This is a genomic window from Nocardioides sp. J9 (assembly GCF_007829375.1).
Taxonomy (GTDB): Bacteria; Actinomycetota; Actinomycetes; order Propionibacteriales; family Nocardioidaceae; genus Nocardioides.
Window position 1 is genome coordinate 1 of the sequence record NZ_VLJQ01000062.1, and the last position, 23,619, is coordinate 23,619.

Here is a 23,619-nt window from a genome sequence, read left to right on the forward strand (position 1 = left end):
CGGCGACGAGGCGTTCGAGCTGCTTCCAGCCGACGTCGTCGACGGCGGCGTCGAGCTGGCGGTCCACGAACTCGGCCGCCTCGGGACAGAGGGGGTGGGTGAGGTCGGCGATGCGCTGGGCCTTCCACGTGTCCACCCGCCCGGCGACGACGGCCTTGTAGAGGCGGGGCAGTCGCCAGGCGCACTCGATCACCTGGCCGACGTAGGCACGACCGCCGACGGGTGAGCGGCCGAGGACGGCGATGAGCTCCATCAACGCGAACTCGGACACGAGGGGTGCACCGGGGCCAGCGATGGGCACGCCGGTGTCGACGACCCCGTCGAGCAACGTGGCCGCACCTTCAGGGGAGTCGAGGACGTTCTGGTCGGCCCAGGCGACGATCGCGGTCCACTCGTCGATCCAGAGGTTCTTGCGGGCGTCGACTCGTGAGCGGATCTCGCCGAGGAGCTCGGGGACGGAACGGCCGTCATACTGGCCGATCGATGTGTTGGTTCCGAGATCCATGACTGGATTCTTCCAGAGACCACCGACACTTTGATTGGCCGGAAACCCGCCTGTGGACTGGGGATTCTCCCGATTCTCCATCCACAGTCCGCCTTGGAGGCCCGGTGGTTTCGAGGCTCCTCGCTGGCGCTCGTCGCACCTCAACCACCGGGAGCTAGCCACTCCGCCTACGGAACCGCGAGCCGACAGGCGGACCCGACCACCTCCCCAGTCCTCTCGTCGCTGCCTTTCGCAGCTGTACCGGCTACGTCACCGCAGCCCGGCGGGGACCAACCACGCCCTACCTACGCAACCGCAAGCCGATAGCCGGACCCAGCCGACCGCCGTACGCCCTCGTCGCCGCCCGTCTGCACCGCCTCTACGCCTCCCTGGCCGCAGCAGCAGCCCGCTCGACCCACCTCGGCACGTCGCCGTACCGCTGCGGCGGGACGAGCTCGCCGGCGGCGGAGCACTCGACCAGCTGGGTCATGCGGCGGTCGCGGGTGGACTCCTGCTTGGCACTGAGCACCCAGTTGGTGCAGAAGCGGCGGTAGGTGCGGGTGGCCTCGCCCCAGAAGGCGGTGGCGGCGGGGGAGGCGGCGAGCTGGGCGGCGTAGGGGTCGGGCAGGACGAGCTCGCCGTCGACCTCGTGCGTGTACGGCGCCGGGGTCGGTCGACGGGCCTCCCAGATCGCGAGGCCGCTGGGCTGCATGCGGCCCTCGGCGCGCAGCTTCTCGACGAGGTCGAGGTTGACCTGGCTCCAGTTGCTGGTCTTCTTGCGCGGCGTCCAGCGCTGGCGCCTGGAGTCCTCGTCGATGCGTTGCGCGACGGAGTCGATCCAGCCCCAGCACAGGGCTTCGGGGACGGCCTCGGCCCAGGTGAGGCCGCGGTCGGGGACGTGCTTCTTGTGCAGCCCCATCCACAGCTCGGTGGCCGTGTCGTGGTTGCGGGCGAGCCACGCGCCGAACTCCGCGGCGTCCGTGAAGAAGCGGGCCGGTCGCTCCGCCGTGCCGCCCATCCGTCCGGGCTCGTCGTCCTTCGCCATGCACCCCAGCCTGCCACCGGGCGCCGACACCGGCCGGGCGACAGGGATGATGGGCCGCATGCCCACGCCCACAGTCGCCATCGGTGCGCTCGGCGGCACCATCGCCTCGACGTCCAGCACCGCGGCCGGGGGCGAGGTCGTCCCGACGCTGACGGCGGAGCTGCTGGTGGCGGCGGTGCCGGGCCTCGACGCGGTCGCGTCGATCGAGGCCGAGACCCTTGCCCGGCTGCCCAGCCCGTCCCTCGACGAGCCGACGATCGTGCGCACCCTGCGCTGGGCGCAGCGCGCGGTCGACGCGGGGGCGCGGGGCGTGGTGGTCACGCAGGGCACCGACACCCTCGAGGAGTCGGCCTACCTGCTCGACCTGTTCTGGGACCGCCCGGAGCCACTCGTGGTCACCGGAGCGATGCGCTCCGCGGAGGCCCCCGGTGCCGACGGGCCCGCCAACATCCTCACCGCGGTCCGCTGTGCCGTGGCGCCCGCTTCCCGTGAGCGCGGCGTGCTCGTCGCGTTCGGCGACGAGGTGCACGAGGCGCGGTGGGTGGCGAAGACCGACTCGGTGTCGGCGGGGGCCTTCCGCTCGCCGGCGTTCGGACCGGCTGGCCGCTGCGTCGAGGGCGAGGTCGTGTACGGCGCCCCGCCGCACCGCGTCGCACCGCTGGACCTGCCGGCCGACGAGCGTGACCTACGGGTGCCGCTGCTGGCGACCTGGCTGGGTGACGACGGGTTCGTCCTCGACGCGATCCGTCCCGACGAGGTGGCTGGTGTGGTCGTCGCGGGGTTCGGGGCCGGGCACGTGTCGGCGGCGATGGCCGAGGCGGTCGGTCGGATGGCTGCCCACGTGCCGGTGGTCTTCGCGACGCGCACCGGCTCCGGCCCGACGGGGCGCGCGATGTACGGCTACCCGGGCGCGGAGATCGACCTCGTGGCGCGTGGCGCGGTCGGGGCCGGCTGGTTGTCGCCGGTGAAGGCGCGGCTGCTGCTGTGGGCGCTCGCGCTGCGCGGTCCGGTGGACCGTGACCTCCTCGCTGCCGAGCTCGCGGTGCGCGGCACCCCCTGATCCCGGCCCGACCCATCGGTCGGACGCCGGCTCAGGCCAGGTCCGACGTCGAGTCCGGCGGCCGCTTCGGCAGCACGTTCTCGACGTAGTCCTGCGCGGCGTCGTAGATGTCGACCTCGTGGCTGGCCTCCTCCGACATCGCCCACCGGTGCTCCATCACCTCGGCGAACAGCTGGGGTGAGGCGATCCGCCCCCGCAGCTCGTCGGGCACCAGGGAGACGATCGGCGTGTAGACGGTCGAGAGCCAGCGCCGTGCCACGACGGCGCGGTCCTCGTCCTCGTAGCCGAAGTGCGCGGTGAACGCCGCGAGGTCGTTGAGCAGTGCGCGGGCCTGCTTGTTCTCGGCCCGGATCCCGGTCAGGTCGTGCAGCTCGCGCCGGTGGTGGCCCGCCTCGACGACCTTCGGCTGGATCCGGACCCGGTCCGACTCCGCCTGCACGTCGAGCTCGTCGACGTCGAAGCCGAGGTCGTTGAGCCGCGCGATCCGCTGCTCGACCCGGGACCACTCGTCGGTGCCGAACTCCTCGGCGGCGGTGAGCTCCTCCCACAGCGAGTGGTACTGCTCGCCCAGGTGCGCGACCACGCCCATGGCGTCGACCTCGACGTCGGTGTCACCGCTGGCCTGCAGGTCCATCAGCTCGGCGAAGATGTTCTCGCAGCCGACCGTGACGTCGTGCTCGCGCATCGCGTCGGAGACCTTGTCGCGCAGCTCGCCGGTCTCGGCGTCGACGAGGAAGGCCGTGAAGCCCCCGGCGGAGCGGCGGAAGAGCGCGTTCGACAGCGACACGTCACCCCAGAAGAAGCCGGCCAGGTGGAGCCGGACCAGCAGCACGACGAGCGCGTCGACCAGGCCGTGCACCTGCTCCGGGCGCAGACCGTGCTGGAAGACGGTGCGATAGGGGAGCGAGTAGTGCAGGTGCTCGGTCAGCAGCGCGGCGGGCAGCGGGTTCCCGTCGAGGTCGGTGCGGCCGGTGACCACGCCGCGCGGCTTGACGCACGGCTGGTCCATCCGCTGCAGCTCGCGGAGCAGGTTGTACTCCCGCAGCGCGATCGCCTCCTCGGTCTCCTTCACCGCGAGGAACTGCCGGTTCACCTGCACCACCCGCACGACGTGCCGGGACAGGCCGAGGGGCAGCGGCACGACGTACCAGTCGTCCCACTCGGCCAGCGGGCGCGACCACGGGAGCTGGAAGAGCGCCGGGTCGGTACGCGCGGCGACGACGTGGAGCGCCATGGCGGAAACCTACGACGTCTGCAATCCGTCGTCACGGGCACTTGGCTCTCGCGGACTCCTGAAAGGACGACTGTGGACAAGTCAACCGTGGACAAGACACCCGTTCCTGCGGTAGACCGTGTGACGCGGGCCACACTCTTGGAGGGGTGATCTGGACGATGAAGTCGAGATGGGGAAGGCCACGACGCGTGGCGGCCGCGGCCGTCACAGGTGTCCTGGCCAGCGCCGCGCTAGCGGCATGCGGGGGGTCCGACAAACCGGTCCTCAACTGGTACGTCAACCCGGACGGCGTGCCGATCTTCGAGAAGTACGCCGAGCAGTGCAGCACGGACGACTACGACATCGAGGTCCAGCAGCTGCCCAACTCGGCGACCGACCAGCGCACGCAGCTGGCCCGTCGCCTGGCGGCCAAGGACTCCTCGACCGACCTGATGAACCTCGACCCCGTGTTCGTGGCCGAGTTCGCGAACGCAGGCTGGTTGAAGGAGGTCACCGGCTCGATCGCCGACGACGTGACCCAGAGCGTCGAGGGTGAGGGCAAGTACCTCTCCGGGGCCGCGGAGACGGTGACCTGGGACGACAAGGTCTACGCGATCCCGCTGTGGGCCAACACGCAGGTGCTCTGGTACCGCAAGTCCCTCGCCGAGGCAGCGGGCCTCGACATGACCAAGCCGGTCACGTGGGACCAGGTCATCGACGCGGCCGCCTCCGAGGGCGGCACCGTCGGCGTGCAGGCGAACAAGTACGAGGGCTACGTCGTCTGGATCAACGCGATGATCCAGGGCGCCGGCGGCAACATCGTCACCGACACCGAGGCCGGGCGCGACGCCACGGTGGAGGTCGACAGCGACGCCGGCCGCAAGGTCGCCGAGATCATCCAGAAGCTCGCCGACTCGACCGCCGCGCAGCCGGACCTGACCGTCTCCAACGAGGGCACCAGCCTGGGCCAGATGTTCCCGGAGGGTGGGCCTGGCGAGTTCATGGTCAACTGGACGTTCGTCTACAAGAACTACGAGCCCGGTGACGGCAAGCCGACCACCGAGGAGCAGTTCAAGGACCTCGGCTGGGCGCGCTACCCGGCCTCCGTGGAGGGCGAGCCGTCCAAGCCCCCGGTCGGCGGCATCGACATCGGGGTCGGCGCCTACACCGAGAACACCGACTGGGCGTTCGAGGCGGCCGAGTGCATCACCTCGGTCGAGGCGCAGGTCGACCTCGCGCTCGAGGGGGGCCTGATGCCGTCGACCAACGCGGCGTACGACGAGGTGGCGGCCAGCGGCCAGTACCCCGAGGACCTCATCGAGCTGTTCCGCACCAGCGTCGACGAGGGCGGGCCCCGGCCCAAGAGCGCCTTCTACTCGATGATCTCCAACGCGCTCCAGTCGCGGTGGCACTCACCGAACTCCGTGAACCCCAAGAGCACTCCTGAGGAGTCCGCGAAGTTCCTGAAGGACGTCCTGGAAGGGAAGGCGCTGCTATGAGTGCCGTCACCGCTCCCGCACCCGGCAAGGCGGGCAAGGCAGCCGTGAGCGACCGCGCGAAGGCGGAGACGCGGCTGGGGCAGAAGCTGGTCGCCCCGGCGATCATCCTGATGCTGCTCGTCACCGCGTTCCCGATGCTGCGGGCGATCTACCTGTCCGTCTTCGACTACGCGCTGACCGCCCCGGACGACCGGAACTTCATCGGCCTCAACAACTACCTCACCGCGCTGAGCGACCCGCTCTTCTGGAAGACCACCGCGATCACGGTGCTCTACATGGTCGTCACCGTCGCGGTCGAGCTGGTCATCGGCTTCATCTTCGCGATGGTGATGCACCGGGTGATCTTCGCCCGGGGCGTCATCCGGACCTCGATCCTGGTGCCCTACGGCATCATCACCGTCGTCTCCGGCTTCGCCTGGCAGTTCGCGTTCTCCTACCAGAACGGCTTCGTCAACGGCTGGCTGCCGTTCATCGGTGACGACTTCAACTGGTTCGGCGAGTCGACGCCGGCGATCATCGCGATCATGGTCTCCGAGATCTGGAAGACCACCCCGTTCATGTCGTTGCTGCTGCTCGCCGGGCTCGCCCAGGTGAGCGAGGACATGATCGAGGCCGCGAAGGTCGACGGCGCCACCTGGTGGCAACGGTTGACCAGGGTGATCCTGCCGAACATGCGGGCGGCGATCATGGTCGCCGTCCTGTTCCGGGCGCTCGACGCCTACCGGATCTTCGACAACATCTTCGTGATGACCTTCGGCGCCCAGAACACGGAGTCGATCAGCTTCCTGACCTACCGGCAGACGATCGAGCAATTCCAGCTGGGGATGGGTTCAGCCCTCTCGGTGCTGCTCTTCCTCTCGGTGCTCCTGGTGGCCTTCCTGATCGTCAAGCTCTTCCGCGTCGACCTGGCGCAGGCACGGCAGGAGTCCTGACATGAAGAACCGCATCGGAACCATCATCGGTTGCCTGCTGATCCTCGTCTGGTGCCTGCTGCCGGTCGTCTGGATCATCTCGCTGTCCTTCAAGTCGGAGGCCGCGATCACCAACGGCAGCCCCGGCTTCTTCCCGTCCGACGGCGGCGGCGCCGGCTGGGCGAACTACCAGGCGGTCTGGGACAACGAGCAGTTCCGCCGGGCGATCCTCAACTCGATCGGGATCAGCCTCATCGCGACCCTGCTGTCGGTCATCGTGGCCACGCTGGCGGCGTACGCCATCGCCCGCCTCGAGTTCCGCGGCAAGAAGCTCGTCCTGACCGTCTCGCTGGCCATCGCGATGTTCCCGGTGGTATCGCTGGTCGGGCCGCTGTTCGACATGTGGCGGGCGGTGGGGCTCTACGACACCTGGCCGGGCCTGATCATCCCGTACATGTCGTTCACGCTGCCGCTGGCGATCTGGACGCTCTCCGCGTTCTTCCGCGAGATCCCGTGGGAGATGGAGCAGGCGGCGCAGGTCGACGGGGCGACGTCGTGGCAGGCGTTCCGCAAGGTGATCGTCCCGCTCGCGGCGCCCGGTGTGTTCACCGCCGCGATCCTGACCTTCTTCTTCGCGTGGAACGACTTCGTCTTCGGCATCACGCTCACGTCCACCGAGAACGCCCGACCGATCCCGGCGTCGCTGTCGTTCTTCGTCGGCGCCGACCCGTTCAACCGGCCGGCGTCCCTGCTGGCCGCGGGAGCGGTCATCGCGACCATTCCGATCATCGTCATCGTCCTGATTTTCCAGCGCAAGATCGTCGCCGGCCTCACCTCCGGCGCGGTGAAGGGGTAGGGGTCCTGTCATGGCAGCCATCACGATGAACAACATCGTCAAGAAGTACGGCGACGGCTTCCCTGCCGTGAACGACGTCTCGATCGACGTCGCCGACGGGGAGTTCATGATCCTCGTCGGGCCTTCCGGGTGCGGGAAGTCGACGCTGCTGCGGATGATCGTCGGCCTGGAGGACATCACCTCCGGCGACATGATCATCGGCGACCGCCGCGTCAACGACCTCGCCCCGCGCGAGCGCAACCTGGCGATGGTGTTCCAGAACTACGCGCTCTACCCGCACCTGACCGTCTACGAGAACATCGCCTTCCCGCTGCGCCTGGCCAAGACCCCCGACGAGGAGGTCGACAAGCTGGTCCGCGACGCGGCGGAGACGCTGGAGCTCAACGAGCACCTCGAGCGCAAGCCCGGCAACCTGTCGGGTGGCCAGCGCCAGCGCGTCGCGATGGGTCGGGCGATCGTCCGGCAGGCCGACGCCTTCCTCTTCGACGAGCCGCTGTCGAACCTCGATGCCAAGCTGCGCGGGCAGATGCGCACGGAGATCGCGCGGCTGCAGAAGCGCCTGGGCATCACCACCGTCTACGTCACGCACGACCAGACGGAGGCGATGACGCTCGGTGACCGCGTCGCGGTCCTCAAGCGCGGCGTGCTGCAACAGCTGGCCACCCCGCGGGAGCTCTACGAGAACCCGGGCAACCTCTTCGTCGCCGGCTTCATCGGCTCCCCGCCGATGAACTTCCTGCCCGCGACCGTCGAGGGGAGCTCGGTGAAGCTGCCGTTCGGCTCGGTCGAGATCCCGGCGGAGAAGGCCGAGCGCGCCAGCGGCAAGGGCCTGCTCATCGCCGGCATCCGCCCGGAGCACTTCGAGGACGCGTCGCTGGCCTCCGCCGACAACCGGTCGGGCTCGACGTTCACCGCCGCGGTCGACGCCGTGGAGTGGCTGGGCAACGAGACCTACGCCTACATCCCGTTCGAGGCGCCGCCCGAGGTCGCCGAGCAGCTCAAGCAGCTCGAGAAGGACCTCGACGGCGAGGCGATGCGCACCCAGCTCGTCGTCTCCCTCGACGGCGCGAGCCGGATCAAGGAGGGCGAGGAGGCCGAGATCTGGGTCGACGGCCGCCGCATCCACCTCTTCGACCCGTCGACCGGCGAGAACCTCACCGTCGACCACGAGAACGCCGGCCGCATCGGCGGCGCCGCGCAGCAGACGCCCGCCTGAGCAGCCGTCCGCCTGACCGAGCGCCGGCCGCGCCTCAGGAGGCGCGGTCGGCGTTCCGGCGGATCTCGCGGGTGAGGGTCGCGAAGAGCGGTTCCGGCAGGTCGTGGCCCCAGCCGTCGACGTAGACGACGCGCGCGCCGGGGACCGCGGCCGCGGTGGCGCGGCCGCCCGAGACGTGCACCATCTTGTCGGCCAGGCCGTGCATGACCAGGGTCGGCACGGTGAGCCGGCCGAGGGCGGCGGTGCGGTCCGGCTGGGTGAGCACGGCCATCATCTGGCGCAGCACGCCGGCCTCGTCGATGCCGCGGTCGTAGGTGTCGCCGGCCCGCTCGCGCAGCTCCTGCTCGTCGCTGGGGAAGCCGGGGGAGCCGATGATCCGCCACACCATCAGGCTGCGGCGGATGTAGGCCTCGCGGTCCGGGCCGCGCGGGGCGAGGAGCGTCGGGATGAGGGTCGGGCTCTGCCAGCCGACGGCGCGCCGGCCCGTGCTGGACATGATGCTGCCGAGGCTGCGCACCCGCTCCGGCGCCTCGAGCGCCATCGTCTGCGCGATCATGCCGCCCATCGAGATCCCCGCGACGTGCGCCGCCGGGAGCCCGAGGTGGTCGAGGAGGCCGAAGGCGTCACCGGCCAGGTCGCCGATGGAGTACGGCGCGCGCACCCGGCTCCGGCCACCCGCGAACGCGCGCACGAGGTGTCGCGTCGTCACCCGTCCGGACATCCGCGTCGAGCGGCCGGTGTCGCGGTTGTCGTAGCGGATGACGTGGAAGCCGGACGCCGCCAGCGAGCGGCACAGGTCCTCGGGCCACCAGGTCATCGGCCCGCCCAGGCCCATCACCAGCAGCAACGGCTCGTCGTCGGGGTCGCCGAACGTCTGGTAGCAGATCTCGACGCCCGAGGTCAGCGGGGCGAGCAGCTCTGCCGAGGTGGTCACTTCGGACCATTCCGTGCCGTCCTGTCGCATCGACATGCCATGAGTGTGCCAAGTCCCGTGTAGTAGCCACGTCAACCGGGTAACTTCTGTGATGTGAACAACACGTTGGCGCCCTGGCTCCTGCCGGACGGCTACGGCCGCCCCGCACTGGCCGCGCTCCTGCGCGAGGGCAGTCTGGTGACCGAAGCCGGTCGTTTCGCCGTGCGACGCGGCGCGAGCATCCGGGTCCGCCGCAGCACGCCGTACGCCGCCCGGGCCGCTGCCCGGGCCGCCGAGCCCGTGCTCCTCATCCCCGGCTTCCTCGCCGGGGACTGGACGCTCAAGGCCATGGCCGCCGAGCTCCGCGGGCGCGGGTTCCGCACCTACCGCTCGCACATCCTCGCCAACATCGGGTGCACGATGACCTCGGCGCTCGCGCTGGAGGCGCGGATCGAGCAGATCGCCGAGCGCCGCGACTCGCGGGTCCAGCTGGTCGGGCACAGCCTCGGCGGCATGATCTCCCGCGGGCTGGCCGTGCGCCGCCCGGACCTGGTCTCCGGCATCGTCACGATGGGCAGCCCGATGCGGGCGCCGGCAGCGCACCACGCGGTGCTCACCCGCGGCGTCCGCGTGCTCAACCGGCTCTCCGACGCCGGCCTCACCGCCCTGATGTCGACCGACTGCGTCGCGGGTGAGTGCGCCCACCTGTCGTTCTCCGAGTCGCAGGAGCCGCTGCGGCCCGAGGTGCAGATGACCAACATCTACTCCCGTCGCGACGGCATCGTCGACTGGCGGGCGTGCACGGACCCGCAGGGCGAGGCCGTCGAGGTGCGGGCCTCCCACATCGGCATGGCGGTCGACCCGCGGGTCATCGACGAGGTCACCTCGGCGCTGCTGCGCCAGAGCGACTCCGTCGCGGCGTCGCTGAGCGTGGTCGAGACGGCCTAGGCGAGATTCCGCGAAACCGGGACGGGCTGCTCCTGCCCGTGCCATGGTCGCTGCGTTCGTCGGCGTCCATGGGGAGGAGGCGGCTGTGCTCCTGCGCGCGTTCCTGGCGTCGGTGCTGGCACTCGGCGTGCTCGGTGCTGCCCCGACCGTGGCGCAGCCCGCCGCCCCTCTGCGCGTGATGGTGGTCGGTGACTCGATCTCGCAGGGCTTCGGCGGCGACGCCACGTGGCGGTACTGGTTCTGGCGAGAGGCGTCGCGCCAGGGCAGGGCGATCGACCTCGTCGGCCCCCGGCGCGGCTTCCGGGTCGGCTACGGCACCAGGTACGAGTCGCCAGGCCTCCGCTTCGACGCCGACCACGCCGCGTGGGGCGGCTCGACGGTCAACTTCCACCTCGGGGTGATCGACGGGCTGATGGACGACTACTCGCCGGACGTGGTGGTGGTCCAGCTCGGGGTCAACGACGCACTGCGAGGCGTCTCCGGGCGGACCATCGCCGGCGAGGTCCAGGCGTTGGTCCGCAAGATCCTGTCCGCTTCCTTCCGTACGCGCGTCGTGCTGGCCGAGGTCCCGCTCCACCCCACCCGGGCGGACACTGCCGAGGCGGCAGCAGACGCGAACGGGTGGCTGGTCGCGCTCTACCGCTGGAACCCGCGGGTCACGGTCGCACGCAACGTGAGCGACGAGCGGGTGCCCTGGCGAGCGGCGAACTTCACCTTCGACGGCCTGCACCCCAACGCCACCGGCCAGACATTGATCGCGCAGCGGTTCGCCGAGGCATTCCACGGGGCCGGGTACCTGCCGGACAGCCCTGCGATCTACCGTTCGCGGACGTGGAACCCCCGGGTGGTGCCGCGGGTCAGGCAGTCGCGGGGAGTGGTCACCTTCGACTGGTCGAAGGCCGCGACCGAGGTCCGGATGGCCTCCGTACGGGTGAGCATCCGCCGTGCCGGATCGACGACCTGGCGCAGCACGCCGTGGTTCCGCGTCAAGCAGCACCGGGCGACCCGCCGGCTCGCCAAGGGCACGTACGCCGTGCGGCTGGTCCCGCGCCGCGGGACGATGGTCGCGCGGCCGGGCCCCCTGTCGTGGTCCGCGTGCGCTGAGCGTCAGTCGAAGTCGATCGAGCTGAAGCCGCGCAGCTTCGAGAGCTGGTGCTCGGAGGTGATCGTGCGGATCGTGCCGCTGCGCGAGCGCATGACCAGCGACTGGGTGACCGCGCCGCCGCCGCGGTAGCGCACGCCGCGGACCAGCTCGCCGTCGGTGATGCCGGTGGCGACGAAGAAGCAGTCGTCACCGGTGACCAGGGTGTCGGTGGTCAGCACGTGGTCGGGGTCGAGGTTGTGGCCGGCGTCGATGGCGCGCTGGCGCTCCTCGTCGTCGGTCGGCCACAGCCGGCCCTGGATGGTGCCACCCATGGCCTTCATCGCGCAGGCCGCGATGATGCCCTCCGGGGTGCCGCCGATGCCCATCAGCAGGTCGATGCCGGTGTCCGGGCGCGCCGCCATGATTGCGCCGGCGACGTCGCCGTCGGTGATGAACTTGATCCGGGCGCCGGTCGCGCGGATCTCCTCGACCAGCTTGTCGTGGCGGGGGCGGTCGAGCAGCACGACGGTGACGTCGGAGGTGTTGGAGCCCTTGGCCTTGGCGACCTGGTGGATGTTCTCCGCGACGGGGTAGCGGATGTCGACGACGTCGGCCGCCTCCGGGCCGGTCACCAGCTTCTCCATGTAGAAGACGGCGGACGGGTCGTACATGCTGCCCCGCGGCGCGACGGCGAGCACCGCGACGGCGTTCGCCATGCCCTTGGCCGTCAGCGTGGTGCCGTCGATCGGGTCGACCGCGACGTCGCACTCCGGGCCGGTGCCGTCGCCGACCTGCTCGCCGTTGTAGAGCATCGGGGCGTTGTCCTTCTCGCCCTCGCCGATGACGACGGTGCCGTTCATGCTGACCGTCGAGATCATCACGCGCATGGCCTGCACGGCCACGCCGTCGGCGCCGTTCTTGTCGCCCCGGCCGACCCAGCGGCCCGCTGCCATGGCCGCGGCCTCGGTGACGCGCACCAGCTCGAGGGCGAGGTTGCGGTCGGGGGCGGGCGGCTCCACGGCGAGGGCGTTCATGGGGCGAACCTTATCGGTCCGGGCCCGCCCCACGGGAGTCAGCCGACGCCCGGCGGACAGCCCGGCGGACGGGTCAGCGGGCGTAGAGGTCGACCTCGGTGGCCTTCACGACGAAGCTGACCTCCTGCCCGGGCGCGAGCCCGAGCTCGGCGACCGCCGACACCGTGACGTCGGCAGCCAGCTCGCCGGCGCGGACCCGGACGACGTCGCCGAGGGGCTCGAGCTCGTCCACCCGGACCGGCAGCACGTTGCGGGGGCTGCCGCCCGGTGGCACCCGGTGCACCGCCACGGCCGACGGCCGGAACACCGCGACGGCGTCGCTGCCCGTGGCGGGTGCCGGGTCGCCGGCGGTGCCGTGCAGGACCGTGCCGTCCGGACGACGCAGCCCGTCGGCCGTCGCGGTGCCGGCCACCAGGTTGAGCCCCGCGAAGCGGGCGGCGAAGGCGCTGCGCGGTCGCGACAGCACCGCACCCGCCGGTCCCTGCTCCACGACGCGGCCACCCTCGAGGACGACCACCCGGTCGGCCAGCAGCAGGGCGTCGAGGACGTGGTGCGTGACCACCACCGCGGTCCGCTCCGCGAGGACACCGCGGAGCAGCTGGCGCAGCACCGGTGCGACGGAGACGTCGAGCGCCGCCATCGGCTCGTCGAGGAGCAGCACGCGGGGGTCGGCTGCGAGCGCCCGGGCGACCGCGACCCGCTGGGCCTGCCCGCCGGAGAGCCGCGCCGGGCGCCGGTCGGCCAGGTCCGTCGCACCGACCTCGGCCAGCCAGCGCCGGGCCGCCTCCCGGGCGCCCGCCCGGCCCGCCCCGCGGCTGCGCGGGCCGAAGGCGACGTTCTCCAGCACGCTCAGGTGCGGGAAGAGCAGCGGGTCCTGGGCGAGGAGCGCAGTACGACGGGCGTGCGGCGCCACCCAGCGGCCGGCCCCGGTCAGCACCTCGCCTTCGAGCACGACCCGGCCACCGTCGGGACGCAGCAGGCCACCGACCACGTCGAGGGTCGTGGACTTCCCCGCCCCGTTGGGACCGAGGAGTGCGACGGTCTCGCCGGCCGCCACCTCGAAGGACACGTCGACGTCGCGGTCCGCGACCTGCACGTCGACGACGAGGCTCACACCGCACCTCGCGGCCGGACCAGGCCGATCACCACGACGGCGACGGCGACGAGCAGCAGGGACATCGCGACCGCGGCGTCGGCGTCGGTGACGCGGAGGTTGTAGATCAGCAGCGGCAGGGTCCGGGTCGTGCCCTCGAGGCTGCCCGCGAAGGTGACCGTCGCGCCGAACTCCCCGAGCGAGCGGGCGAAGGCGAGCACCGCGCCCGAGGCCAGGCCGGGCAGCACGAGCGGGAGCGTGACCCGGCGCAGCACCGTCGTCGGCGCCGCGCCGAGCGAGGCCGCCACGACGTCGTACCGCTCGCCGGCGGTGCGCAGCGCGCCCTCGAGGCTGACGACGAGGAAGGGCAGGGACACGAAGGTCTGCGCCAGCACGACCGCGATCGTCGAGAAGGCGACCTGCACGCCCAGCGCGTCGAGGTGCTCGCCGAGCAGGCCGCGTCGGCCGAAGGCCGCGAGCAGCGCGATGCCGCAGACGACCGGCGGGAGCACGAGGGGCAGCAGGACCAGCGAGCGCAGGGGGCCGAGCCAGCGCGCACCGCTGCGTGCGAGCACCACGGCCAGCGGGACGCCGAGCACCAGGCACAGTGCCGTGCTGGCCGCCGAGGTGCGCAGGCTGAGCCCGAGCGCGGTCAGCGCCGCGTCGGACGTGACGAGGGAAGGGAAGTCGGCCCACGAGATCCGGGTGGCGAGCGCGGCGACCGGCAGCACGACGAAGGCGCCCGCCAGCAGGGCGGGCACCAGCAGCCAGCGGGGGACGCCGACGTGGCGGGTGCGGCTCACCGGCTCATCCGCCCGGCGGCCCGAAGCCGGCCTCGGCGAGCACGGGCAGGCCTTCGTCGAGCAGGAAGTCGACCCACGCGCGGGCGAGCGCCGGCTGCAGGGCGTCCTCGAGCACCGCGACCGGGTAGTGGTTGACCACGCGGGCGGCCTCGGGCACCGGGACCGACTCGACGCCGTCGCCCGCGGCGACGGCGTCGGTGACGTAGACGAGTCCGGCATCCGCCTCTCCGGACTCGACCTTGCCGAGCACGTCGGTGACCGACTGCTCCTCGCTGTCGCGAGCCAGCGAGACGCCGGCCTCCTCCGCGAGCAGGGCGGCCGCGTTGCCGCAGGGCACCTCCAGCGCGCAGACCACGACCCGGAGGTCCTCCCGGGCGAGGTCGGCGAGGCCCTCGACGTTGCCGGGGTTGCCCGGCGGCACGACCACCACCATCGTGTTGGTGGCGAGCTCGACCGGGTCACCGTCGACCAGGCCCGCGTCGACGAGGAGGTCCATCGTGATCGGGTCGGCCGTGGCGACGACGTCGGCCGTGGCGCCCTCGGCGACCTGGGTGACGAGATCCGCGGAGCCGCCGAAGGAGAGCTGCACGGTGACGTCGTGCTCGGCCTCGAAGTCCTCGGCGAGCTCCTCGAGGACCGAGGTCAGCGAGGCCGCGGCGAGGACGGTGAGCGTCGGCCGGTCGTCGGCGTCCTCGCCGCACCCCGCAAGGGCAGGCACGAGGAGCGCCGCTGCCACCGCGAGCGCGACGCGGCGGGTCACGACCGCCTCCCGGGGACGGGGCGCTCGACGACGACGTTGGTCGACTTCACCGACGCGATCGCGCGCGCCCCCGGCBCGAGGCCGAGCTCGGCCGCCGCCTCGGCACTCATCAGCGACACGACGCGGTAGGGACCGCACACCATCTCCACCTGGGCCATCACGGTGTCGGCCACGACGCGGGTGACGATGCCGGTCATCCGGTTGCGGGCGCTGACCTGCCCGGCCCGGGTGCGCTCCTTCTCCGCGTCGTCCACCAGTGACGCCGCGAGCCCGGCGAGGTCGGTGCCGGCGATCGTGGTGCGCCCCTCGTCGGTCGAGGCAGCCACCCGCCCGCCGTCGATCCAGCGCCGGACGGTGTCGGTGGAGACGCCGAGCAGCTCGGCGGCCTCGGCGACGCGATAGGTGGTGCTCACGCAGTCACTCTGCCGCAGGTGCGACACAATTGCACGGGATATCGACGCAGATGAGACCACCCGGGCCCGGATGCTGGGGCGTCGGCGCCGGGCTGGGACACTGGGGGCGTCATGAGCACCGAGCAGGCACCCAGCACCGGCCCCTCCCGCAGCGGCAGCCCCGGGCGCTACCAGCGCTCGGCCGCCGGACTGGTCATCTCCCTCGTCGTCACCGTCGCGGCGATCGGCGCGCTGCTCTACTTCATGGGCGTCTTCCGCCCCGACTTCGAGACCAAGCCGACGGCGATCGACTATCTCGAGACGGTCGAGGGCATGCAGCTCGCCGACCAGGAGCCGGTCTACCCGGCCGAGCTGCCGGAGGGCTGGATCGCGACGTCGGTCAACGTGCCGACCGACAAGGCGCCGTACTTCATGGTCGGCATGCTCACCGACGACAACCGCTTCGTGGCGGTCCGCCAGGAGGACACCTCCTTCGGCGCGATGCTCTCGGCGTCCGTCGACAAGGAGACCACGCCGACCGACGACTACACCGTCCCGGCCGACGTACGACGCCCGGTCGCCCGCGAGTGGGAGGGCCACACCGACGAGGGTGGCGACACGGCCTACCTCGCCGAGGTCGGCGAGCAGAGCGTCATGGTCTACGGCTCCGCGCCGGCGAAGGACCTGCGGGCGATCATCGACAGCCTCACCGTCGCCGAGCTGCGCTGAGGGGGAACCGGACGGGCCCGCAGGACGTCGAGTCAGCATGGCCCGCCTCGCCCTGCTGCCCGCCGTCGCCCTCGGCCTGACCCTGCTGGCCGGGTGCGGCGAACAACCCGCCGAGGCCGGCGCGGTCCGCTGGGAGCGCCTGCCGGACCTCCCGCTCGCCGAGCGCGAGGGACCGGTCGTGGCGTGGACCGGTGAGGTCGTGCTGGCCGTGGGCGGCGACACCGGCGAGGAGTGCCCTCCGACGGCCGACTGCGAGCAGCCGAACGCCGCGGCCACCGACGGCGCCGCGCTCGACCCCGCCACGGGCACGTGGCGCGCGATCGCCGACGCGCCGCGGCCGGTGCCGGCGTACTCCTCCAGCGCGCTGGTCGGCGACGAGCTCTTCGTCCACGTCGACCGTGCCCTGCTCGTCTACGACACCGTGCGAGACCGCTGGCGGGTGCTGCCCCGCCGCGTAGACGGCTGGTACCGCCCCGTCGCGGACGGGGACCGGCTCGTGCTCGTCCACGGCAGCGACGAGCAACGCTCCCGCCCCGACCTGGTCCTCGACCCCGCGACCGGGCGCTGGGCGAGGCTGCCCGACGACCCGCTCGGGCCGTCCTTCGACCGCACCGTCGTCAGCACGCCCCCCGGACTGCTGCTCGGCGCGCACGACCTCGTGGACAGCCCCGGCGCCGGCGCGGACCCGTCCTACCTGCGGGCGGCGCTGCTCGACCGGGAGACAGGGGAGTGGCGCACCTTCGGGCCCAGCGGCCAGCTGGGTGCGCCGGTCTGGGCGGCGGTCGGTGACCGCGTCGTCGGGCTCAGCCTGGAGACGAGCGACGGCGGCGGGCCCGAGCCCGGTGACTACGGGCGGGACGTGCCCCTCGGTGGCCGGCTCGACCTGGTGTCGGGGAAGTGGTCGGCGCTGCCGTCGGCGCCCGACCCGGAGTCCGGCGGGTGGCCGGTCCTGGCGGCGGGCGAGCACCTCGTCGCCGCCTCCGGCTTCGTGTACGACGACGCGTCGGCCGCGTGGACCACGCTGCCCCGCCCGGACGGCGCGGCCGACGTGGCCGGTCCAGCGGTGTGGGCGGATGAGCGGCTCGTGGTCGTCACCGGCCGCGACCGCGGCGACACCCACGCGGAGACCCGCAGCAACGAGGTGTGGATCGCGACCGTGGGGTGAGCGGGCCGCTCAGTCCTCGGCGTCGTCGGCGTCGTCGGCCTCGTCGGACTCCGCCAGCACGGCCTCGAGCCGCTCGCGGGCGCCGTCGATCCAGTCCTGGCACACGGTGGCCAGCCGCTCGCCGCGCTCCCACAGCGCGAGGGACTCCTCGAGCGTCGTACCCCCGGCCTCGAGCTGGCGGACCACCTCGACGAGCTCGGCCCGCGCCTCCTCGTAGGACGGCTTCTCGCTGGTCGCGTCAGTCATGGCTCTCCTCGGTCGAGGTGGTGGTCACGTGGATGCGTCCGTCGGCGACCCGGACGGACAGGGCGGCGCCGGTGGCGACGTCGTGGACGCTGGTGACGACGTGGCCGTCGGCGTCCTGGAGGACGGAGTAGCCGCGCTGGAGGGTCGCGAGCGGCGACAGCGCCTGCACCCGCGCACGGTGGTGGCTGACGTCGTCGGCGGCGCGGTCGAGCTGCCAGCCGAGCTGGCGGCGGATCCGGGCGCGCCACTCGTCGAGCTCCCCGGCGCGGGCGTCGAGCAGCGACGTCGGGTCGGCCATCGACGGCCGGGAGCGGAGCGCGTCGAGGCCGGCCTGCTCGCGGTCGAGGCGGGCGACGACCAGGTGCCGCAGCCGGGCGCGGGTCTCCAGCACGCGCCGGCGCTCGTCGGCCATGTCGGGCACCACGGTCTTGGCGGCGTCGGTCGGGGTCGAGGCGCGGCGGTCGGCGACGAGGTCGAGCAGGGGCGAGTCCGGCTCGTGGCCGATGGCCGAGACGACCGGGGTGCGCGCGGCGGCGACGGCGCGGATCAGGCCCTCGTCGGAGAACGGCAGCAGGAGGTCCTCGACCGAGCCGCCGCCACGGGCGATGACGATGACGTCGACCTCGGGGTGTGCGTCGAGGCGGCGGACGGCCTCGATCACCTCGGGGGCGCACCGCTGGCCCTGCATCGCGGCGTAGGCGACCTCGAACCGGACGGCGGGCCAGCGGCGGGTCGCGTTCTCGACGACGTCGCGCTCGGCGGCGGACCTCGGCGCGGTGACCAGCCCGACCCGGGTGGGCAGGAACGGCAGCGGCCGCTTCAGCTCCTGAGCGAAGAGGCCCTCGGCAGCGAGCAGCTGGCGACGCTGCTCGAGGCGGGCGAGGAGCTCGCCGAGGCCGACCAGCCGGATGTCGCGCGCCTGCAGCGACATCGACCCGCGGTTGGCGTAGTAGGAGGGCTTGGCGTGGATGACGATGCTCGCGCCCTCCTGCAGCGGCGTCGGCAGGCCGTCGAAGAGGACGCGGGAGCAGGTCACCGGCACGGAGATGTCGGCGACCGAGTCGCGCAGGGTGAGGAACACCGTCTGCAGGCCGGGACGTCGGTTGATCTGGGTCACCTGGCCCTCGACCCAGACCGCGCCGAGCCGGTCGATCCAGCCGGAGATCGCGTTCGCGATCGCCCGGACCGGTGCCGGCTTCTCGGGGGAGGTCTCCAGGGCCACGGCGGCGACTCTATTTCATGCCCGGGACAGAACCACGCCGCGATGCCTCTTAGGCTTCTCGGGTGCGCCTGCGGATCGACCTCGCCTACGACGGCGGTGACTTCCGTGGCTGGGCGGCCCAGCCCGGGCTGCGGACCGTGCAGGGCGAGCTCACCGCCGCCCTGACGACGGTGCTGCGGCTGCCGGAGGGCTCGCTGCTGGTCACCTGTGCCGGCCGCACCGACTCCGGCGTCCACGCCCGCGGCCAGGTCGCGCACGTGGACGTGCCCGACGACCACCCGGCCCTCGCCCGCCTCGACGTGCTCGCGCGTCGGGTCAACGGCGTGCTCGACCGCGACGTCCGGGTGCACCGGATCGGCGTCGCGCCCGACGGCTTCGACGCCCGCTTCGCTGCGCTGTGGCGCCGCTACGCCTACCGGATCTGCGACGACCCCGCCCGGGTCGACCCACTGACCCGCAACCACGTCCTCGCCCACCCCCGGCCTCTCGACGTCGCCGCGATGGACCAGGCCGCCGCGTCGCTCGTCGGGCTCCACGACTTCGCCGCCTTCTGCAAGCACCGCGAGGGCGCCACGACCATCCGCACCCTGCTCGCGTTCGGCTGGACGCGCGGCGAGGACGGCGTGCTGACCGGCCACGTGCAGGCCGACGCCTTCTGCCACTCGATGGTCCGCGCGCTGGTCGGCTGCATGATCGCCGTGGGCGAGGGGCGCAAGGACCCCGCCTGGGCGAAGGAGATCCTCACCGGCCGCCGCCGCGACCCGGGCGTGGTGGTCGTCCACGCGCACGGCCTCACCCTCGAGGAGGTCGCCTACCCGCCCGACCACGAGCTGGCAGCCCGGGTGCAGCAGACCTCTGCTCGTCGTACCGCCGAGGAGGCGGGACGGTGAACGACGAGCACTACTTCTCCGCCGACCCCTCGGTCGTCTTCCAGCGCACCGAGGTGGAGACCGAGGTCTGGGGTCACGAGCTGCGCCTGACGAGCGGCTCCGGCGTCTTCGCGCAGGGTCGGCTCGACGTCGGCACGTCCGTGCTGTTCCGCGAGACCGAGCCGCCCACCGGCGGCCGGATCCTCGACCTCGGCTGCGGGTACGGCGTGATCGGGCTCGCCTGCGCCGTCGCCGCCCGGAACGCGGTGGTGACCGCCGTCGACGTCAACCAGCGCGCGGTGCTCCTCGCCAACGAGAACGCCGAGGCGCTGGGCGTCGCCGACCGGTTCACCGCGTCCGTGCCCGAGGCCGTGCCGGCCGACGCGGAGTTCGACGAGATCTGGTCGAACCCGCCGATCCGCATCGGCAAGGCCGCGCTGCACGAGCTGCTCCTCACCTGGCTGCCGCGCCTCGCGCCGGGCGGCCGCGCGGTGATGGTCGTCGGCAAGAACCTCGGCGCCGACTCGCTCCAGCGCTGGCTCGGCGAGCAGGGTTTCCCGACCGAGCGGCTCGCCAGCGCGAAGGGCTTCCGGGTCCTCAAGACCCGCCGCGCCTGACCTGCGGGCTCCTACAGTGGGCGCATGCCCACCGAGCTCACCGTGCGCGGGTCGCACACCGCCTTCCAGCGTCCCGAGCGTGGCACCGTGCACGTGACCCTGTCCCTCCAGGGGCCGAAGCCGCAGCCGGTCTACGACCGCGTGGTCGCGGACCTCGAGGCGGTCACGGCGTCGGTGAAGCAGCTGCACGACCCCGAGCGCGGCCCGGTCACCTGGTGGTCGACCAAGCACGTGCGCACGTGGGCCGAGCGGCCGTGGAACCAGGACGGCAAGCAGCTGCCGCTCGTCCACCACGCCGCCGTCGGCGTCGAGGTGAAGTTCCGCGACTTCGCCGCCCTCGGCCGCTGGGTGAGCCAGCACGTCGCCGTGACCCCCGGCTTCACCCTCGACGGCGTCGTGTGGGCGCTCACCGCCGCCAACCGCCAGGACCTCGAGCGCGCCGTGCGCACCCGTGCCGTGCAAGACGCGGCCCGCCGGGCCCAGGAGTACGCCGACGCCCTCGGTCTCGGCACCGTCCGTCCGGTCGCGGTCGCCGACGCCGGGATGCTCGGCAACGGCCTGCACGCCGCCGGCGGGAGCGGTCCGGCGCCGTACCTGCGGATGGCGGCGGCCAAGGAGGGCGGCGGCAGCACCGAGCTGGAGCTCGCGCCCGAGGACATCGAGGTGTCGGCGCAGGTCGACGCCCGCTTCGTGGCGGAGTGATGGCCGCCCCCACCCTCTCCGACGTCGCCCGCCTCCTCGACCGCCGCGGCGAGCTCACCCACGAGCGCGCCGCCGTCCTGCAGCTCGCCAGCGCCACCGAGCGTCCCGAGGCCTACAAGTGCGTGCACCCCGAGCTCGGCGGCGCCGGCTGGTCGCACCCGTGGCCGGACGAGGAGATGTACCCCCACGCCTGCTGCCGCGAGCACGAGCACTGCCCACCGGAGTGGGTACGGGGCTGAGGCCTGCTTGGTGCTGCTGCGGTGCCCATGGCGTCGTGGGGCGCGTCGCACCTCAACCAGGGTCGGTTGGTCTCTGTCGTAGTTGGTGTCGGCGGCCGCGCACCGTAGCCGMCGTCTTCGTGAGGAGGTCATACGGCTCGTGGGCTCAAGGCCACGGATCGTATGACGTCCCCGGGTGTCTTCTCCCGGTGGTTGAGGTGCGACGAGCGCTAGCGAGGAGCCTCGAAACCTACGGGCCTGCATGGCGGGCCGTTGGGGCCAGAGTCCGGTGCAACGGGGCCGGTCTGGCGACGTGGCTGGTCCGGCGGCCGCGCAACGTAGCCGACCGGCCCCCGCCGTCAAGGACGTCGCTGCGCTCCGCCGCTMCGCGGTCGCTTCGCGATCCTTGACCCCGGGGCCCTGCCGGTCGGCTATCCGGCGCGGTTGCCGGCACGGACTTCGTCCGCGCCGCCGCTGCGCGGCCGCCGTCCTCGGGACGTCATGCGGATCGTGGGCTCAAGGCCACGGAACGTATGACGTCCCCGGGTGTCCTCTCCCGGTGGTTGAGGTGCGAGGCCGCCCGCGGCCGAGCCTCGAAACCTCCGGGCCTGCATGGCGGGTTGTGCCCGGCATAGTCCGGTGGACGGGAGCCGGAGGTTTCGAGGCTCGGCGCTGGGGCGCCCCGCACCTCAACCACCGGCGGGTCGGTCGGCGCTGGGGCGCCTCGCACCTCAACCACCGGGTTCGCGACCTCCGGGCATGGTGATGACCCCGCCGGGTGGCGGGGTGTGGGGCGGGGTCAAGGTCGTTCGGGTTCGGGGGMGTCGATCGGGTCGATCACGTCCGTTCCTGCCGGTGTGACGAGGAAACGGGCGCCGGTGGGGCTGGTCCACACGTAGTGGCCGGGGCGGAGCACGCGGTAGCCCCAGGTGCTGTGGGTCTTGGCGCGGTGGTGTCGGCGGCAGAGGGGGACGAGGTTGCAGGGGCAGGTGGGGCCGCCCTTGTTGTGYTCGRTCGCGTGGTCGAGGTCGCACCTGGTGGCGGGGGTGGTGCAGCTGGGGAAGCGGCAGGTGTGGTCGCGCAGCTGCACGCGCACCCGGTGGCGGTCGGGGATCTCGTAGGAGTCCACCGGCGTGCAGTCCGCCAGGTCGATGACCGGGCGGACGATGATCGTCGAGCCCGGGAGGGAGAGCCACTCCCTGATCTGTCCCGCGAGGACCGGTCCCCGGGTTTCCTCGCACCGCCCGACCGGGTTCTCACCCGTCAGGGTGGTGTCGGTGATGTGGAGGTTGAGCACGCTGCGGCGGCCCGGGGACTTGGCGAGGACTTCGCCGGTGTCGGGATCACTCAGGATGAGGTCGAGCGACAGGTCCTGGCGGGCGAGCTCGCCGGCGGCCTTGGACCTGCGGACGTCGAGGGAGTCGGTGTCGCCGAGCTGGGCCAGCAGGAGCGCTCGGCGGGTGATGGTCTGGTTGAGGTCGTGGCCGTCGGCTGCGTCCATCAACGCGTCGACGTAGACGAGACCGTTGTCGTCGACTTCGGAGATGGTGAACCTGCGGCGGTCGGCGGCCTCCTGTCGTTCCAGCTCCGCCCGCTCCGGGTCGAACCGGGCAATCGCCTCCGCAACCAAGCGGTCGATCTGTGCCCAGGTCACGGACTCGACGGCGATGGCGAGCTGGTGGTCCACCCAGGCTGCTGCCCGCTGGGYCAGCGGGTGGGTGAGCTCGGCGATCCGCAGCGCCCGCCACGGAGCCAGGCGCCCGTCCAGGACCGCGGCGTAGAGCTCCGGCAACCGCGAGGCGCACTCGAGGATCTTGCCGACGTAGAGCCGGCCGCCATCGGGGGTGCGGCCGAGGACGGCGATGAGCTCCATCAGCGCGAACTCCGACACCAGCGGCGCGCCGGGTCCGGCGATGGGGATGCCGGTGTCGAGGAACCCGTCCCGCACGGTTGCGGCTTCGTTGGTGCGGTCGACGGTGTTGGCCTCGGCCCAGGCGACGATGTTGCGCCACTCGCTGACCTCGAGCTGGTTGCGMGCCTCGGACTCATCAGCGATCCGCGACAGCAGTGATGCTGTCGACGGGGTGCTGGTTCCGAGCTCCATGACTGGATTCTTCCAGAGACCACCGACACYTTGATTCGCCGGAAACCCGCCTGTGGACTGGAGATTCTCCGTCCACGGACCGGCTTGAAGGCCCGGTGGTTTCGAGGCTCTCAACCACCGGGAGACCACCGGCGCCCGGCACGACCAACCCAACCCAGTTACGCGACCGCAGGCCGACATGCGGACCCGACCACCCGCCGTACTTCCTCGTCGCTGCCTTTCGGAGCTGTACCGGCTACGCGATCCGAAGGTCGCGGGCACCCGCCACGAAGCTGCCGGACTGCAACCCGACCGCCGGACCCAGCCACCCGCCGTACTCCCTCGTCGCTGCGGTTGAGAACTGCACCGGCTACGAGACCGCAGCTTCTGGAGATGCCCCGGCCTGCAGGCGCCGGAGCCGACGTCGACGACAAGACCCCCGTAGGAGAATTCACTC

23 protein-coding genes and 2 pseudogenes are annotated in these 23,619 nt (G+C 72.3%); 13 read left to right on the forward strand and 12 right to left on the reverse strand.

Annotated features, from left to right (window positions below; all coding sequences use genetic code 11):
• A pseudogene (locus L615_RS08210) lies at positions 1–505 on the reverse strand (hypothetical protein); the annotation flags it as partial.
• Between the two features lie 358 nt (positions 506–863).
• On the reverse strand, positions 864–1,529 hold the full coding sequence (locus tag L615_RS08215; RefSeq protein WP_222430492.1) for a YdeI family protein: 666 nt from the start codon (positions 1,527–1,529) through the stop codon (positions 864–866).
• Positions 1,530–1,587: 58 nt separating this feature from the next.
• On the opposite strand from L615_RS08215, the gene L615_RS08220 reads away from it, so the two are divergent.
• Positions 1,588–2,589, forward strand: coding sequence for an asparaginase (locus L615_RS08220; protein ID WP_222430493.1), 1,002 nt, complete (start codon positions 1,588–1,590; stop codon positions 2,587–2,589).
• A gap of 31 nt (positions 2,590–2,620) precedes the next feature.
• On the opposite strand, the gene L615_RS08225 is transcribed toward L615_RS08220, so the two are convergent.
• Positions 2,621–3,823 (reverse strand): DUF4032 domain-containing protein, encoded by a 1,203-nt coding sequence (locus L615_RS08225; protein ID WP_145724754.1) that lies wholly within the window; start codon positions 3,821–3,823, stop codon positions 2,621–2,623.
• Between the two features lie 290 nt (positions 3,824–4,113).
• On the opposite strand from L615_RS08225, the gene L615_RS08230 reads away from it, so the two are divergent.
• The 4 genes from L615_RS08230 to L615_RS08245 are packed head-to-tail and all read left to right on the forward strand — an operon-like array spanning position 4,114 to position 8,284.
• Positions 4,114–5,301 carry an extracellular solute-binding protein gene (locus tag L615_RS08230; RefSeq protein ID WP_186449781.1) on the forward strand — a complete coding sequence of 396 codons (1,188 nt, stop codon included), beginning with the start codon at positions 4,114–4,116 and terminating at the stop codon, positions 5,299–5,301.
• Positions 5,298–6,233 (forward strand): carbohydrate ABC transporter permease, encoded by a 936-nt coding sequence (locus L615_RS08235; RefSeq protein ID WP_028657130.1) that lies wholly within the window; start codon positions 5,298–5,300, stop codon positions 6,231–6,233. The genes L615_RS08230 and L615_RS08235 overlap by 4 nt, the downstream gene beginning before the upstream one ends.
• Position 6,234: 1 nt before the next feature.
• Positions 6,235–7,068: a carbohydrate ABC transporter permease gene (locus L615_RS08240; RefSeq protein ID WP_028657129.1), complete on the forward strand. Its 834-nt coding sequence runs from the start codon at positions 6,235–6,237 to the stop codon at positions 7,066–7,068.
• Positions 7,069–7,078: 10 nt separating this feature from the next.
• Entirely contained in the window at positions 7,079–8,284 is a 1,206-nt protein-coding gene (locus L615_RS08245) for an ABC transporter ATP-binding protein (protein WP_036519232.1), read from the forward strand.
• Positions 8,285–8,318: 34 nt separating this feature from the next.
• Here the strand turns inward: L615_RS08245 and L615_RS08250 are convergent, their stop codons facing one another.
• Positions 8,319–9,218 (reverse strand): alpha/beta fold hydrolase, encoded by a 900-nt coding sequence (locus L615_RS08250; protein WP_028657128.1) that lies wholly within the window; start codon positions 9,216–9,218, stop codon positions 8,319–8,321.
• Between the two features lie 93 nt (positions 9,219–9,311).
• Between L615_RS08250 and L615_RS08255 the strand changes: the two genes are divergently transcribed.
• Positions 9,312–10,145, forward strand: coding sequence for an alpha/beta fold hydrolase (locus L615_RS08255; RefSeq protein WP_051486254.1), 834 nt, complete (start codon positions 9,312–9,314; stop codon positions 10,143–10,145).
• A gap of 178 nt (positions 10,146–10,323) precedes the next feature.
• Positions 10,324–10,902: pseudogene (locus tag L615_RS24115) on the forward strand (SGNH/GDSL hydrolase family protein); the annotation flags it as partial.
• A gap of 350 nt (positions 10,903–11,252) precedes the next feature.
• On the opposite strand, the gene glpX reads toward L615_RS24115, so the two are convergent.
• From glpX to L615_RS08285, 5 genes are all read right to left on the reverse strand, one after another.
• On the reverse strand, positions 11,253–12,263 hold the full coding sequence (glpX, locus tag L615_RS08265; RefSeq protein WP_028657125.1) for a class II fructose-bisphosphatase: 1,011 nt from the start codon (positions 12,261–12,263) through the stop codon (positions 11,253–11,255).
• A 73-nt stretch (positions 12,264–12,336) separates the two neighbouring features.
• Positions 12,337–13,377: a sulfate/molybdate ABC transporter ATP-binding protein gene (locus L615_RS08270; protein WP_145724757.1), complete on the reverse strand. Its 1,041-nt coding sequence runs from the start codon at positions 13,375–13,377 to the stop codon at positions 12,337–12,339.
• Positions 13,374–14,159 (reverse strand): ABC transporter permease, encoded by a 786-nt coding sequence (locus L615_RS08275; protein ID WP_028657123.1) that lies wholly within the window; start codon positions 14,157–14,159, stop codon positions 13,374–13,376. The genes L615_RS08270 and L615_RS08275 overlap by 4 nt, the downstream gene beginning before the upstream one ends.
• 4 nt (positions 14,160–14,163) lie before the next feature.
• The gene (gene modA / locus L615_RS08280) at positions 14,164–14,919 is read right to left on the reverse strand and encodes a molybdate ABC transporter substrate-binding protein (protein ID WP_186449782.1); all 756 of its coding nucleotides are present in this window, start codon (positions 14,917–14,919) and stop codon (positions 14,164–14,166) included.
• The gene (locus tag L615_RS08285; RefSeq protein WP_145724759.1) at positions 14,916–15,332 is read right to left on the reverse strand and encodes a molybdopterin-binding protein; all 417 of its coding nucleotides are present in this window, start codon (positions 15,330–15,332) and stop codon (positions 14,916–14,918) included. The genes modA and L615_RS08285 overlap by 4 nt, the downstream gene beginning before the upstream one ends.
• A gap of 111 nt (positions 15,333–15,443) precedes the next feature.
• On the opposite strand from L615_RS08285, the gene L615_RS08290 reads away from it, so the two are divergent.
• Both L615_RS08290 and L615_RS08295 read left to right on the forward strand, forming a co-directional pair.
• Positions 15,444–16,040 (forward strand): DUF4245 domain-containing protein, encoded by a 597-nt coding sequence (locus L615_RS08290; RefSeq protein WP_028657120.1) that lies wholly within the window; start codon positions 15,444–15,446, stop codon positions 16,038–16,040.
• Between the two features lie 37 nt (positions 16,041–16,077).
• Positions 16,078–17,205, forward strand: a complete 1,128-nt coding sequence (locus L615_RS08295) for a hypothetical protein (protein WP_145724760.1) — start codon at positions 16,078–16,080, stop codon at positions 17,203–17,205.
• A gap of 9 nt (positions 17,206–17,214) precedes the next feature.
• Here L615_RS08295 and L615_RS08300 read toward each other — a convergent pair whose 3' ends face one another.
• Positions 17,215–17,451, reverse strand: a complete 237-nt coding sequence (locus tag L615_RS08300) for an exodeoxyribonuclease VII small subunit (protein WP_145724761.1) — start codon at positions 17,449–17,451, stop codon at positions 17,215–17,217.
• The gene (gene xseA, locus L615_RS08305) at positions 17,444–18,673 is read right to left on the reverse strand and encodes an exodeoxyribonuclease VII large subunit (RefSeq protein ID WP_145724762.1); all 1,230 of its coding nucleotides are present in this window, start codon (positions 18,671–18,673) and stop codon (positions 17,444–17,446) included. The genes L615_RS08300 and xseA overlap by 8 nt, the downstream gene beginning before the upstream one ends.
• A 62-nt stretch (positions 18,674–18,735) precedes the next feature.
• Here xseA and truA point away from each other — a divergent pair, with 62 nt between their 5' ends.
• The 4 genes from truA to L615_RS08325 are packed head-to-tail and all read left to right on the forward strand — an operon-like array spanning position 18,736 to position 21,100.
• Complete coding sequence (truA, locus tag L615_RS08310) at positions 18,736–19,563, forward strand: tRNA pseudouridine(38-40) synthase TruA (RefSeq protein WP_028657116.1); 828 nt, start codon at positions 18,736–18,738, stop codon at positions 19,561–19,563.
• On the forward strand, positions 19,560–20,159 hold the full coding sequence (locus tag L615_RS08315) for a class I SAM-dependent methyltransferase (RefSeq protein ID WP_145724763.1): 600 nt from the start codon (positions 19,560–19,562) through the stop codon (positions 20,157–20,159). Before truA ends, L615_RS08315 begins: the two co-directional genes overlap by 4 nt.
• Before the next feature lie 24 nt (positions 20,160–20,183).
• Positions 20,184–20,861 carry an SIMPL domain-containing protein gene (locus L615_RS08320; protein ID WP_145724764.1) on the forward strand — a complete coding sequence of 226 codons (678 nt, stop codon included), beginning with the start codon at positions 20,184–20,186 and terminating at the stop codon, positions 20,859–20,861.
• Entirely contained in the window at positions 20,861–21,100 is a 240-nt protein-coding gene (locus L615_RS08325) for a hypothetical protein (RefSeq protein WP_145724765.1), read from the forward strand. Before L615_RS08320 ends, L615_RS08325 begins: the two co-directional genes overlap by 1 nt.
• A gap of 778 nt (positions 21,101–21,878) precedes the next feature.
• Here L615_RS08325 and L615_RS08330 read toward each other — a convergent pair.
• Positions 21,879–23,183, reverse strand: coding sequence for an HNH endonuclease signature motif containing protein (locus tag L615_RS08330; RefSeq protein ID WP_145724766.1), 1,305 nt, complete (start codon positions 23,181–23,183; stop codon positions 21,879–21,881).
• Between the last annotated feature and the right edge of the window lie 436 nt (positions 23,184–23,619).

Coding starts and splice junctions, on each gene's coding strand:
- L615_RS08215 (WP_222430492.1), bottom strand. CDS start 1,529: ATGGCGAAGGACGACGAGCCCGGACGGATGGGCGGCACGGCGGAGCGA.
- L615_RS08235 (WP_028657130.1), top strand. CDS start 5,298: ATGAGTGCCGTCACCGCTCCCGCACCCGGCAAGGCGGGCAAGGCAGCC.
- L615_RS08320 (WP_145724764.1), top strand. CDS start 20,184: ATGCCCACCGAGCTCACCGTGCGCGGGTCGCACACCGCCTTCCAGCGT.
- L615_RS08325 (WP_145724765.1), top strand. CDS start 20,861: ATGGCCGCCCCCACCCTCTCCGACGTCGCCCGCCTCCTCGACCGCCGC.
- L615_RS08245 (WP_036519232.1), top strand. CDS start 7,079: ATGGCAGCCATCACGATGAACAACATCGTCAAGAAGTACGGCGACGGC.
- L615_RS08225 (WP_145724754.1), bottom strand. CDS start 3,823: ATGGCGCTCCACGTCGTCGCCGCGCGTACCGACCCGGCGCTCTTCCAG.
- glpX (WP_028657125.1), bottom strand. CDS start 12,263: ATGAACGCCCTCGCCGTGGAGCCGCCCGCCCCCGACCGCAACCTCGCC.
- L615_RS08295 (WP_145724760.1), top strand. CDS start 16,078: ATGGCCCGCCTCGCCCTGCTGCCCGCCGTCGCCCTCGGCCTGACCCTG.
- L615_RS08220 (WP_222430493.1), top strand. CDS start 1,588: ATGCCCACGCCCACAGTCGCCATCGGTGCGCTCGGCGGCACCATCGCC.
- L615_RS08300 (WP_145724761.1), bottom strand. CDS start 17,451: ATGACTGACGCGACCAGCGAGAAGCCGTCCTACGAGGAGGCGCGGGCC.
- L615_RS08240 (WP_028657129.1), top strand. CDS start 6,235: ATGAAGAACCGCATCGGAACCATCATCGGTTGCCTGCTGATCCTCGTC.
- L615_RS08290 (WP_028657120.1), top strand. CDS start 15,444: ATGAGCACCGAGCAGGCACCCAGCACCGGCCCCTCCCGCAGCGGCAGC.